We start from the raw sequence: 11,783 nt of genomic DNA, 5'->3' as shown, positions 1-11,783 counted from the left end.
CCGCCCGGGCTGTCCCCTCGTCTCGGCCGTAAGCCGCCTGAGCCCACGACATGATCCTGCCCAATCTCACCCTGGCAGACTTCCTCCCGCTGATTCCCGCCATCATCCTGGTGGTGGGAGCCTGCATCCTGCTCCTGTCGGAGGTGTTCCTCAGCGCCACCGCGTCGCGCTCCTACCAGGCCGTGCTCACCGTGGTGGCGGCGGTGGCGGCGGGCGCCGTGGCCGTGGCCTCCATGTTCGAGCCGGCGCACGAGGCGTTCCTCGGCTTCGGCGTGCTGGACCCCTTCTCCAGCTTCCTCACCTTCGTGGTGTGCGTGGGCCTGGGCCTGGCGGCGCTGAGCTCGGTGAGCTTCCTGCGCAAGCGCGGGGCTGAGCGCGGTGAGTTCTACGCGCTGATGCTCTTCGCCGCGGCGGGCATGAGCCTGCTGGCGATGTCCAACGAGCTCATCACCCTCTTCGTCAACCTGGAGGTCCTCTCCATCGCGACCTACGCGCTCACGTCGTACCTGCGACGTGGCACGCGGCCGAGCGAGGCGGGCTTCAAGTACTTCATCCTCGGCGCCTTCTCCTCCGCGGTGCTGCTGTACGGCGCGGCGCTCCTGTACGGGGCCACCGGCACCACGAAGCTGACGGCCATGGTGGGCCCGCTGTCCGGCGCGCTCGCCACCCAGCCGGCGCTGGTCTACGCGGGCCTCATCCTCCTGGGCTCCGGCTTCGCCTTCAAGGTCGCCGCGGTGCCCTTCCACATGTGGACGCCGGACGTGTACGAGGGTGCCCCCACCCCCGTCACCGCGCTGATGAGCGCGGGCGTGAAGGCCGCGGCCTTCGCGGCGCTGGTGCGCGTGTTCCTCACGCTGGGCAAGGGAATCGACCCGCACCTGCCGCTGGTGCTGTTCTCCACCCTCGCCTTCCTCACCATGGTGGTGGGCAACCTGCTGGCGATTCCGCAGCGCAACGTGAAGCGCATGCTGGCGTACTCGTCCATCGCCCACGCCGGATACCTCCTGGTGGGCGTGGCGGCCTTGTTCGTCACCGCGCCGGGCGAGCAGTTCCGCCTGCTCGGCCCGTCCGAGCTGACGGGTGGCTCGCCGGTGGAGCTGGCCCGCTCGCAGGCGCTGCGCGGCATCCTCTTCTATCTGCTCGCCTACACCTTCAGCGCCGTGGGTGCCTTCACCCTGGTGTCCGTGCTGGAGCGCCGCGAGGACGAGGAGAAGGGAACCGCGTGGGACTTGGAGCGGTTCAGCGGGCTGGCGCAGCGCCGTCCGGGCTGGGCCGTGGCCATGGCCACCTTCATGCTGTCGCTGGGCGGGATTCCTCCCACCATCGGCTTCATGAGCAAGCTGCTCATCTTCCAGAGCGCGGTGGACTCGGGCCTCATCGGCCTGGCCATCGTCGGCGTGCTCGCCAGCGCGGCGGGCGCCTATTACTACCTGCGCGTGGTGGTCTACATGTTCATGCGGCCCGTGCCCGAGGGCGCCCAGCCACTCGAGCGGAGCTGGTCCACGGAGCTGGCGCTGGTCCTCTCCACCGCCGCCGTGGTGGTGTTCGGTATCCTCCCTGGCCCCATCACTGCGTGGCTGGAGCAGGCCAGCAGCATCTTCGGCCAGTAGCCCTCGCGGGGCTGCCTGCCCCGTGGTTGTTCCCACGCCCGCCCCGGCCTCGTGCTCGGGCGGGCGTCGTCTTTTCCGGGGCCCGCGACGAAGCGCGCGCTACGGCTCCGGAAGCGCTCCACGCAGCTCGAAGGTCTCCAGGCTCACGCCGGCTCCCGCGTCGCGCAGGATTCGCTCCAGTGGCGCGTCATCCGTCACCACCACGCCCATCGATTCGCGCGAGGTCCCCAGCAGCGAGAAGGCGCCCTCCAGCAGCGCCCGCGCATGAGGCAGTGAGGCCGCGAAGAAGGGAAACAACACCGCGCCACCCGAGCGCACGTCCATCATCCCGAGCGGCGCCTCCTCCACACCATCCTCGCGCGCCAGCCGCAGCAGTCGGTGCGAGGCCAGCGTCGCGTAGCGCGCCAGCTTGCCCGGCATCATCCCGAAGGCCCCCGTCAGCGGCGCCCAGTCACCCGCCTCCAGGGGCACCACCACCAGCCCGTCAGGCACGGGCGGAAGCGCGGCCACCTGGGCGCGCGTCACCTTCAGGTTGATGCCCTGGCGCGCGCGCCTCATGCCCAGCGAGGTGTACAGCCCCAGGGCCGCGACGTTGTCCCGCTTCACGTTGAGGGCCCAGCTCCGACAGCCCTGCTCCCGGAAGCGCGCCGCCACCCGCTCCATCATCCAGCGCCCCAACCCCCGCCGACGCGCGGAGGGCGCCACCACCAACTGCCCCACGTAGCCCAGCTCTCCCAGCGCGTCCGTCGACGTGTACCCCTCCACCCCACCCGGCCCGTCCACCAGCAGGGTGCGGGGGGCCACCTCATGGGCCCACATGGAGGCGGACGGAGGTGGTTCGTCCACCCCCAGCTCCGCGAACAACCTCACGTAGGTTTCGTAGTCAGAGGCCCGGCCAGGCCTCAGGGCCCACGCACTCGGCTGCCGTCGCGCTTCCACCGCCATCAGGCATTCCTCCGCAGAAGGATGGAGCGAACACCGACGCGGGCGGATTTCAACGGCCAACAGCACAAAAGAAGGCGGCCCGACACTCCACAGGGGAGGGTCGGGCCGCGGGTCTTCTGAAGGTGACTCACCGGAAGTGCTGAAGGGGTGGGGGGGAACCGCCTTCAGCCTCGCTTCGATGTGTCCCGCGTGGAGCTATAGCAGTCGTCGTGCCAAGAGTCGTTTTGAGACAAACTCCAGTTTTCTCAGGCACTTAGAGGTCCACCCGACACTGGCCAACCTCGGCGATTGCATTGCAGCCCTGAAATCGACTTGCAGAACTGAAAATTCTCAATGATTTCAAGCGCCTGTGTTTTTCACCGATGAACCTCGTTCATTTCGGATCTGAATCCACAGGTGCGCAAAAGTTACACGTCCAACTCCACCCTACTCCCGGACCGCCTCGCTGGGCGGGCGGAGGTTGAGGCGCTTCATCTTCCGCCACAGCGTGGTGGAGGAGACGCCCAGCTCGTCCGCGACGCGGGCAAGGTCCACGCCATGGCGCTCCAGGGATTGGGCGATGGCGCGGCGCTCGGCCTCTTCCACCACCTGGGCCAGCGTGGGGCCTCCGCTCGTGCCCGAGCCCAGGCCCAACTGCCCGTCCAGGGCACTGAGGCCAGATGAGCCGTGCGCGGGCGGCAGGCGGGCCTGGCGCAGCGGGAAGTCCTCGGGCAGCAGCTCGTCGCTTTCGGCGAGCGCGGCGGCCTGCTCCACCAGGTTCTCCAGCTCGCGCACGTTGCCAGGGAAGTCGTAGCCCATCAGGTGCGTCACGGCGGAGGCGGACAGGCGCCGGGGGTTGGGGCTGCGGGCGTTGGCGCGCTCCAGGAAGTGCTCGGCGAGCGCGGGCACGTCCTCCAGACGCTCGCGCAGGGGGGGCACGCGCAGCGTCACCACGTTGAGGCGGTAGTAGAGGTCCTGGCGGAAGCGCTTCTCACGCACCTCCACTTCGATATCTCGGTTGGTGGCGGCGACGGTGCGCACGTCCACGCGCAGCGCGGTGGACTCGCCCACGCGGCGGACTTCACCCTCCTGGAGGGCGCGCAGCAGCTTGGACTGGAAGGTGGGGCTCGTCTCCGTCACCTCGTCGATGAAGAGCGTGCCGCCATCGGCCTCCTCGAAGAGGCCGCGGCGCGCCTTCACCGCGCCCGTGAAGGCGCCCTTCGCATGGCCGAACAGCTCGCTCTCCAGCAGGGACTCGCTGATGGCGGCGCAGTTGACCGGCACGAAGGAGCGGCTCTTGCGACGGCTGTGCGCGTGGAGCGCGCGCGCCACCAGCTCCTTGCCGGTGCCGCTCTCACCCTGGATGAGCACGGTGGCGTCGCTCTGCGCCACGCGCATCAGCCGCGAGGTGAGGTCCCTCATGGCCGCGCTGCGTCCCACCAGCGCGGACAGGCCGTGGCGCTGGTTGAAGTCGGTGGCGAGGTTGTCCACGTCGCGCAGGAGGCGCGCGCGCTCCAGGGCGCGCTCCACGCGGTAGCGCAGCTCGCTCTCCTTGAAGGGCTTGGTGACGTAGTCGTAGGCGCCCAGCCGCATCGCCTCCACCGCGCTCTCGATGGAGCCGAAGGCCGTCATCATGATGACCTGGAGACGGGGGGCCACCTCCAGCGCGCGCCTGAGCAGCGTCAGCCCGTCCATGGGCTCCATCTTCAAGTCCGTCAGCAGCAGGTCCATGCTGCCGCCCGACAGGTGGGCCAGGGCCTCCTCACCCGTGCCCGCCTCGAAGACGGTGTAGTGCTCGGCGCGCAGAAGCAACGCGGTGGTCGCGCGCATGTTGCGCTGGTCGTCCACGACGAGGATGCGTCCACGGGACGGCGGGGTGTTCGCGTCAGTCATGGGAAGGACGGGGGCTGCGAGAGGGGAAGGCGGAAAGTGAAGGTGGTACCGCGACCGGGGACGCTGTCCACGGCGATTTCGCCTCGATGTTCCTCGAGGATACGTTTGACGACAGCCAGGCCCAGGCCCGTGCCCTGCGCCTTGGTGGTGAAGAAGGGCTCGAAGACGCGGTGGAGCAGCTCGGCGGGAATGCCCAGCCCCTGGTCCGCCACGTCGATGCGCAGCTGCTCACGCCCACCATGCGCCTCCCGTCGAGCCCGCACCTGCACCCTCCCGCCCTGCGGCATGGACTGAATCGCGTTGACGGCCACGTTGACGAGCGCCTGGCGGATGAGCCTGCGGTCCATGGGCACCGGCGGCAAGCCGGGCTCCACCTCCGAATCGATTTGCACGGGCCGGTCCGTGCCACCGCCCTGCACGCGCGCCGCCTCCAGTGAGTCCTGGAGCACGCGGCCCAGGTCCTCGTGCTGGAGCACCGGGTTCCTGGGGCGCGTGTAGTCCAGCAGGTCGCCGACGATGCGGTTGAGGCGGTCGCTCTCCTCGCCCAGGATGTCCAGCAGCATGCCCGCGTCACCCGCGGGCTCCAGCAGCCGGCGCAGCGACGCCACCGCGTTGAAGATGACGCCCAGCGGGTTGCGCACCTCGTGCGCGACAATCGCGGACAGCTCGCCCAGCGCCGCCAGTCGCTCGCGCTTCACCATCTCCGCGCGCGTGGCGGCCAGCTCCGCGTAGCTGGCCCACAGCGATTCGTACAGGCGCGCGTTGGCGATGGAGAGCGCCAGCTGGCCACACGTGGCCTCTGCCAGCTCGACGAGCTGGGGGCTGAATCCCCGGGTGCGCCGCGTGTCGTCCACCAACACCACGCCAATGAGCTCCTCGCGCGAGGTGAGCGGCAACGCCAGGAGCGCCTTCTCGCCGAAGCGCTGGACGAGCTGCGGGTTGAAGCCTCCGCCAGAGGCCTCCACGTCCTCGATGGCCACCGGCCGCCGCTCGCGCGCGGCCCGGGCCGCCACGCTGTCACTGCTCAGCGACAACACCACCGTGCGGAAGAAGTCGCGATGGGCCGCGGAGGCCGCGGCGCCCCGGAGCACCTTGGCGCTCTCGTCGTACAGCATGATGTAGCAGTTGGACACGTCCAACAGGTGGACCAGGAAGTCCGAGGCCACGTCGAGGATGCTGGAGGTCTCCAGCACGCCCGACGTGGTGCGGGCCAGGTCCAACAGCAGGCGCGTCTCCGTGAGCTGCCGCCCGGACTCCGAGCGCAGCCGCCGCTGCTCCAGCAGCGTCACCAGCAACTCCGACAACGTCCCGAGCAGCCGCACATCCCGCGCGTCGAAGGGCCGGTCCGGAGCACGAAGGACTTGGAGCACCCCACAGATTTCTCCGCCCCGAGCCAGCCGCACCGCCGCGCCACTGCCCAGCGCGCCGCCGGAGACCTCGCGCAGCACCGCCGCCTGGGCCTCCGTGGTGAGGTCTCCATCCAGGGCGTCCGGCACCGAGGCCCCCATCACCCGGCTCAGGCGGTCCACGGCCCCCGGGGAGACACCGCTCTCCGCCAGCCCGAAGTGGGCGGTCAGCTCCAGCGGCCCCTCCTCGCCGCTCGTCAGGTGCAGCACGGCGGCCTCCGCCAGCAGCAGCTCCGACACGCGCGACAGGAAGTCCTCTGGCGTGGGGGGAATCGGCCGCGCCACGAAGCGCGCCATCTCCGCGACGGCGCCCACTTCCCACCGGCTGCGGGTGCTGTCCGCCTGCACACGCGCGTCCGTCAGCGCCGCCCCCACCACCTTGGCGAAGAGCGTCAGCACCGAGCCGTGGCGAGGCGCCACCCACGGGCCCTCCACGCGCAGCACCTCCACCTGGGGCCCCCCCACCGGCAGGTACACGTGCGTGGGCGAGGCCCGCTCCGCGCCACCGAAGACAGGGCGCCCGTCCGACAGCGCCTCCAGCCCCAGGTACACGTCCACCGGAGGAGGCCCCCCGTCGAGCGCATGCAGCCGCATGCCGTCCCACCGCAACAGCCGCACCCGGAAGCCCGCGGCCTCCAGGCCCTTGAGCGCGACGCGGCGCACCGCGTCCTCGGAGTGCGCGGACACGAGGCCCGCGGAGGTCTCCACCAGTCGCTCGGCCACGGACAGCTCGGTGGGCCGGTCCACCATGGGAAGCAGGTTGAGCAGCAGCGCCCGCCCCCCGCTCTCGAGCGAGAGATGGGACGCGTAGAGGGCCACCTCGCGGGTGACGCCGTCCGCCGAGGGAACCTGGTACAGCTGCGTCGCCGCCTCCATGGGCACGCCGGACTCCAGCAGGCGGTAGCGCTCGACCAGCCTGCTGCGGTCCTCCGGCTGGACGAAGTCCATGATGGAGCGCCCCTCGACTCGCTCCCGGGGAAGCCCCAGGAGCGCGAGGTACGCGTCGTTCGCGGCGAACACCCGTCCGTCCACCACCGCGAGCACGGGGTTGGCGAAGGGCTCGATGAAGGCGCGCAGCGACGCCTCGCTGTAATGCCTCGTGCTCATCCGCGACGCAGCACCCGCTTCTCGCCCACCCGGAGCGTCACCTTCTCCCGGTCGAAGTACTCGGACAGAGGGATGACGAACTTGCGGCTCTGTCCCACCAGTTCCTTGAAGGCCTGGGTGGTAATTTCCTTCTTCTCGCGCAGGTGGGCAACCAGCCGCTCCCGAAGAGCGCCCAGCGCCGCCGCGTCGAAGCACAGCTCCTCGCTGACCTTCACCACCCTCCCCTCGGCCACCAGCACCTTCATCAGCTCTCGCAGGCGGGGCACCGGGAGCTGGAGCTTCTGGGACAGCTCGCCCTCCGTGGGCGGGGCCAGTCCCGTCGCGGACAGCTCCGCGGCGAGCCGCGCCCGGGCCGCCTCGTCCCCCAGCGACAATGCACGGCCGCGCCCCTTCAGACGCACGAGGTCCCGGTCCACCTCCAGCTTCCCGGTGTCCCCCAGTCCCTGCAACACCCGCTGGAAGGCGCGAGCGTCCAGCTCGGACGACAGGCGCTGCCGCAGCTCCTCTCGGGACAGGCCCTCGCGCAAGGGCTCGCGCTCATGGAATGCGGCCAGCAATGCGAGCGCTCGCCCCTGCAGTCCCTCGAACACCTCGCCGGACAGATACAGCCGCTTCTCGCGGTCCACCAACAACGCCGAGCCCCGCGTGCCCGACAGCTCCAGCGCGCGCGTCAGCACCCGAGGCCCCAGCCCGGAGCGGCCGAACAGCTCCTGCTGCGTCAGTCCGCGATAGCCCGCCTGCCGCAGCAACCAGGCCACCTGCCCCGCCGGGTCCGCCTCTCGCAACGGCGCCACCACCGCCGAGCCCCCCTTGCGGCGCCGGGGGGGCACAATCGACAGCACGCGTCCGCCCGCGAGCGTCGCGCCCCGCCCCGGCAGCGCGCGCGAGCCCCGGAGGATGAAGCGCTGGCCCACGAGCGCCGCCACCGGAGCCTCCAACCGGAGCTGCGCCAGCGTCGTCTCGCCAGGCTCCAGCCGCTCCACGTCCAGCAGCGCCACCGTGGCCTCCACCTGGGAGGTGCCCAGGTGCAACAGCAGCTTCCGGCGACGCGGCAGCGGTGACTCCGCCGTCGGCAGCAGCGTCAACTCCACGTCCAGCATGCGCGTCTCGGGCAGCTCTCCCGCGCGCGTCAGCACCTGCCCTCGGTGGAGTGACTCCGCCTCCACGCCCGGCAGGTTCACCGCCGCGCGCTGCCCGGCCTCCACCTTCTCCACCGCCCGCCCGTGCACCTGCACGCCGCGCACGCGCAACGGGCCCGGCTGTCCCGGCAACAGCGACACCGCGTCGTCCACCGCCACCGTGCCCGACAGCAACGTGCCCGTCACCACCGTGCCGAAGCCCTTCAGCGTGAAGACGCGGTCCACCGGGAGGAACGTCGGCCCCTCGGAGGGACGCTTCGCCAGCGCCCCGGCGGCGCGGCTGAGCGCGGTGCGCAGCGCGTCCAGTCCCTCCCCCGTGCGCGTCGAGCAGGGCACCACCGGCGCCCCCTCCAGGAACGAGCCCGTGGTGAGCGCGGCGAGGTCCGCCTCCACCAGCACGCGCCACTCCGGCCCCGGCTCCGCCAGCAGGTCCGACTTGGTGAGGGCGACAACACCGGCGCGCACGCCCAGGAGCCGGCAGATGTCCAGGTGCTCGCGCGTCTGGGGCATCACGCCCTCGTCCGACGCCACCACCAGCACGGCCAGGTCCACGCCGCCAGCGCCCGCGGCCATCGCCTTCACGAAGCGCTCGTGGCCGGGCACGTCCACCACGCCCGCCACCGTGCCGTCATCCAGCGTCAGGTGCGCGAAGCCCAGCTCCAGGGTGATGCCCCGACGCTTCTCTTCCTGGAGCCTGTCCGTGTCGATGCCGGTGAGGGCCTTCACCAACGACGTCTTGCCGTGGTCGATGTGGCCCGCGGTGCCGACAATCATCGCCTCACCACGGCACCGCTCACGCCCCCGCCTTGTCCGGGTCCTCTTCGAAGCGCGCGTCGCCCGCGCCAGGCGCGTAGTCCCACGGGAAGACGACGAGCGAGCCCGTGGTCAGCCCGGCGAAGTCCGGGGCGAACCCCTCCGGCTTCGCGATGAGGCACGCCGTCGACACCTTGGTGGCGCCCGCCTCACGCGCCAGCGCCGTGGCCAGCGACAGCGTGTCGCCGCTGGACGCCACGTCGTCGACGATGAGCACGCGCTTGCCCTTCAGCTCGCGCGGCATCTCCCCGCTCGTCTTGGGGCCGCCCTTCGGACGCCCCTCGTCACCCCTGTCCCGGCTGCGACGGCTGATGCGCACCGGGAAGAACGCGCAGCCCAACGCCGAGGACAGCGCGCCCCCGACGAAGACGCCGCCGTGGGCCACACCCACCACCGCCTCCGGCTTGAACGTCTTGCGGATGGCGTCGGCCAGGTGGTGCACGGCGCGGTCGAAGTCCGCCCACGTCAGCTCCTTCACGCCCGCGGAGCGCTTGCGCGACTGGTCCTTGCCAGTGGGCTGACGCGGCGCTTCCACCTGCGGCGCCAACACCAGGTCCACGGGAATGGAGACGAGCTTCTGCGCCTGCTTGCGCTCCGCGGCGGACAACGACGCCGACGACGGCGCGACACGAGACTTCGGAGAAGTCTTCTTCGAGGAGGACTTCGCGGTGGGCTTGCGCTTGCCCTGGGCCTTGGGCCCGGGCGCTGCCCGCTTGGTGGCCACGGCGGTGAGCTCCGGCTGGGGTGCGGCCCCGTCATACCCCGAGGACCGCGCCCTGGCCACATCCCGCTGAAGTCCCCGTCCTCGACGCGTCCGAAGACACGTCGAGGTGCCGGCCCACCTCAGGCCGCCAGCTTCTCCTCCACCATCCGGTCGGCGACCTGCTCCGGACGAAGACCGGACTCCTTCGCGCGCCGCAGCACCGTGTCGATGGTGTCGAAGATGTTCGCCGCCCGGGCATACGCCTTCTCCCGGTCATACCCCGCCCACTCCTGGGCCACGTTGATGAGGCCCCCGGCGTTGGCCGCGTAGTCCGGCACGTAGAGGATGCCTCGGCTGGCGAGCTGCTCGCCGTGTCGCATGGTGAGCAGCTGATTGTTCGCCGCTCCACACACCGCCTTCACCTTCAAGAGCGGCAGCGTGGCGTCGTTGATGGCGCCGCCCAGCGCGCAGGGCGCGTACACGTCCGCCTCCATGCGGTGCAGGGTGTCCGCGTCCACCGCCGTGGCGCCGTACTCCTTCACCGCGTGCGCCACGCTCTGGGCGTTGATGTCGCTCACCCAGACCTTCGCGCCGCGCTCGTGCAGTTCCTTCACGAGGTACATGCCCACGTGGCCCACGCCCAGCACCGTGACGCGCAGCCCCTTGAGGTCCGGCCGGCCGAAGACGTGCTTCGCCGTGGCCTCCATCGCGCGCGCCACGCCGTACGCCGTCACCGGCGACGGGTCTCCGCTGCGCTCCTTCAGGCCGACGACATTCTTGGTGTGCTTGCGCACGTGCTCCATGTCGTCCGTGCTGGTGCCGCTGTCCTCGGTGGTGATGTAGCGGCCGCCGAGCGACTCCACCGCGCGACCAAAGGACTCGAACAGCTTCGCCCGGTCGAAGTTGCCACGCGGCAGCATGATGACGGCCTTGCCACCGCCGTGCGGCAGGCCCGCCAGCGCCGCCTTGTAGGTCATGCCTCGCGCCAGCCGGAGTGCGTCCGCGACGGCCTCCTCCTCGCTGGTGTACGTCGCCAACGCGCGCGTACCCCCCAGCCCGGGACCGAGCCGCGTGTTGTGCATTCCGACGATGGCCCTCAGGCCCGTCCGGGAGTCGCTGAGCAGATGGACGGCTTCGTAGCCGCCCTCGAGCAATTGCGTGAAGTAACTCATGGCGCGCGGCCTCTACCGAGGCCACGCACCCAAGTCAAACCGTGCCGCTCGCCAGCATGCTTCGAATTTCCTCTCCTGGAATGACATAGCGCGTCGTACAGAATTGACACGTTGCTTCCGCTTGTCCTTCTTTCTCCAGGAGGTCCTGCAGCTCCTCGCGTCCCATCGCGAGCAGCGCGCGCTTCACGCGGTCCTCGCTGCACGAGCAGCCGAAGCGCAGCGGATAGCGGGACATCACCTCGAAGTCCGCCTCCGGCAACAGCGCGCGCAACACCGCGGCCCCACCCGACGCCGCGTGCGTCAGGAGCACCGACGGGGCGTCATGACGCAGCCGCTCACCGAGCGCCTGGAAGGCCTCCAGGTCCGCGCCGGGCAAGGGTTGGATGAGCAGGCCGGCCACCACGCCCAGGGACTCCGTCTTGCCGTCGACCTGGGCCGGCAGCTGCGCAAGCACCAGGCGCGAGGGGAGCTGATCCGACTGATGGAAGTAGCGCTCCAGGTCGGCGGCGAGGTCGAAGTGCTCCAGCTCCACCGACGAGCGGTAGTGCTCGCCTCCGCCCAAATCCCGCAGCACGGACAGGAAGCCCTTGTTCCCCAGCACGGGGCGCCAGAGGTACTGGTCGCCGCCACCGCCCACGTACTCCACGAGGGTGTTCTTCACGTAGCCCCGCACGAGGCCGGACGTGTCGCCGTCCACGAAGAGGCCCCGCAGCGGCCCGTCACACTCCACCTGGAGGTTGACGCGGGAGTCGCCCTTCTGGAGCGCGCCCAGGAGGGCGGCGGCGGTGAGCGCCTGGGACAGCAGCGCCGCGGCGGCGGGGGCCGTGTGGTGGGTGGCGCGGGCCTGGCGGGACAGGTCCGTGGTGAGCGCCAGCACCACGCGCACATCGGACTTCTTCAGCAATCCACTGACGAGCTCATCGGACATGGCAGAGCGACTTAGCGTGCCCGAGCCCGTCGTGCCCGCCAACGTCGGAAGGCGGACGCCCCGTCGCATGCCGGCCCGGCAGCAGGGC

General features: G+C 70.8%; 8 protein-coding genes. 1 reads left to right on the top strand and 7 read right to left on the bottom strand.

Going from position 1 to position 11,783, the window contains the following annotated elements:
- The first annotated feature begins 50 nt into the window (after nt 1-50).
- Nucleotides 51-1,610: an NADH-quinone oxidoreductase subunit N gene (locus tag HR086_RS18365; RefSeq protein WP_141648587.1), complete on the top strand. Its 1,560-nt coding sequence runs from the start codon at nt 51-53 to the stop codon at nt 1,608-1,610.
- 99 nt (nt 1,611-1,709) lie between these two features.
- On the opposite strand, the gene HR086_RS18360 is transcribed toward HR086_RS18365, so the two are convergent.
- From HR086_RS18360 to HR086_RS18330, 7 genes are all read right to left on the bottom strand, one after another.
- Entirely contained in the window at nt 1,710-2,555 is an 846-nt protein-coding gene (locus HR086_RS18360; RefSeq protein ID WP_174466260.1) for a GNAT family N-acetyltransferase, read from the bottom strand.
- Between the two features lie 426 nt (nt 2,556-2,981).
- Nucleotides 2,982-4,427 (bottom strand): sigma-54 dependent transcriptional regulator, encoded by a 1,446-nt coding sequence (locus tag HR086_RS18355; RefSeq protein WP_174466259.1) that lies wholly within the window; start codon nt 4,425-4,427, stop codon nt 2,982-2,984.
- Complete coding sequence (locus HR086_RS18350; RefSeq protein ID WP_174459729.1) at nt 4,424-6,940, bottom strand: ATP-binding protein; 2,517 nt, start codon at nt 6,938-6,940, stop codon at nt 4,424-4,426. Before HR086_RS18350 ends, HR086_RS18355 begins: the two co-directional genes overlap by 4 nt.
- On the bottom strand, nt 6,937-8,853 hold the full coding sequence (selB, locus tag HR086_RS18345; protein WP_174466258.1) for a selenocysteine-specific translation elongation factor: 1,917 nt from the start codon (nt 8,851-8,853) through the stop codon (nt 6,937-6,939). The genes HR086_RS18350 and selB overlap by 4 nt, the downstream gene beginning before the upstream one ends.
- A gap of 19 nt (nt 8,854-8,872) precedes the next feature.
- Nucleotides 8,873-9,616 (bottom strand): phosphoribosyltransferase, encoded by a 744-nt coding sequence (locus HR086_RS18340; RefSeq protein WP_141648592.1) that lies wholly within the window; start codon nt 9,614-9,616, stop codon nt 8,873-8,875.
- Between the two features lie 119 nt (nt 9,617-9,735).
- On the bottom strand, nt 9,736-10,767 hold the full coding sequence (locus HR086_RS18335; RefSeq protein ID WP_141648593.1) for a Glu/Leu/Phe/Val dehydrogenase dimerization domain-containing protein: 1,032 nt from the start codon (nt 10,765-10,767) through the stop codon (nt 9,736-9,738).
- 34 nt (nt 10,768-10,801) lie between these two features.
- Complete coding sequence (locus HR086_RS18330; RefSeq protein ID WP_174459731.1) at nt 10,802-11,695, bottom strand: Hsp33 family molecular chaperone HslO; 894 nt, start codon at nt 11,693-11,695, stop codon at nt 10,802-10,804.
- Between the last annotated feature and the right edge of the window lie 88 nt (nt 11,696-11,783).

Source organism: Myxococcus sp. CA039A, assembly GCF_013336645.1.
GTDB classification, from domain to species: domain Bacteria; phylum Myxococcota; class Myxococcia; order Myxococcales; family Myxococcaceae; genus Myxococcus; species Myxococcus llanfairpwllgwyngyllgogerychwyrndrobwllllantysiliogogogochensis.
The sequence above is the reverse complement of the archived record's forward strand: the minus strand, read 5'-3'. Positions and strand labels throughout refer to the sequence as shown.

Bases quoted from the DNA above. Each gene is read 5' to 3' on its own strand.
- HR086_RS18355 (WP_174466259.1), bottom strand. From the start codon at position 4,427: ATGACTGACGCGAACACCCCGCCGTCCCGTGGACGCATCCTCGTCGTG.
- selB (WP_174466258.1), bottom strand. From the start codon at position 8,853: ATGATTGTCGGCACCGCGGGCCACATCGACCACGGCAAGACGTCGTTG.
- HR086_RS18360 (WP_174466260.1), bottom strand. From the start codon at position 2,555: ATGGCGGTGGAAGCGCGACGGCAGCCGAGTGCGTGGGCCCTGAGGCCT.
- HR086_RS18335 (WP_141648593.1), bottom strand. From the start codon at position 10,767: ATGAGTTACTTCACGCAATTGCTCGAGGGCGGCTACGAAGCCGTCCAT.
- HR086_RS18330 (WP_174459731.1), bottom strand. From the start codon at position 11,695: ATGTCCGATGAGCTCGTCAGTGGATTGCTGAAGAAGTCCGATGTGCGC.
- HR086_RS18350 (WP_174459729.1), bottom strand. From the start codon at position 6,940: ATGAGCACGAGGCATTACAGCGAGGCGTCGCTGCGCGCCTTCATCGAG.
- HR086_RS18365 (WP_141648587.1), top strand. From the start codon at position 51: ATGATCCTGCCCAATCTCACCCTGGCAGACTTCCTCCCGCTGATTCCC.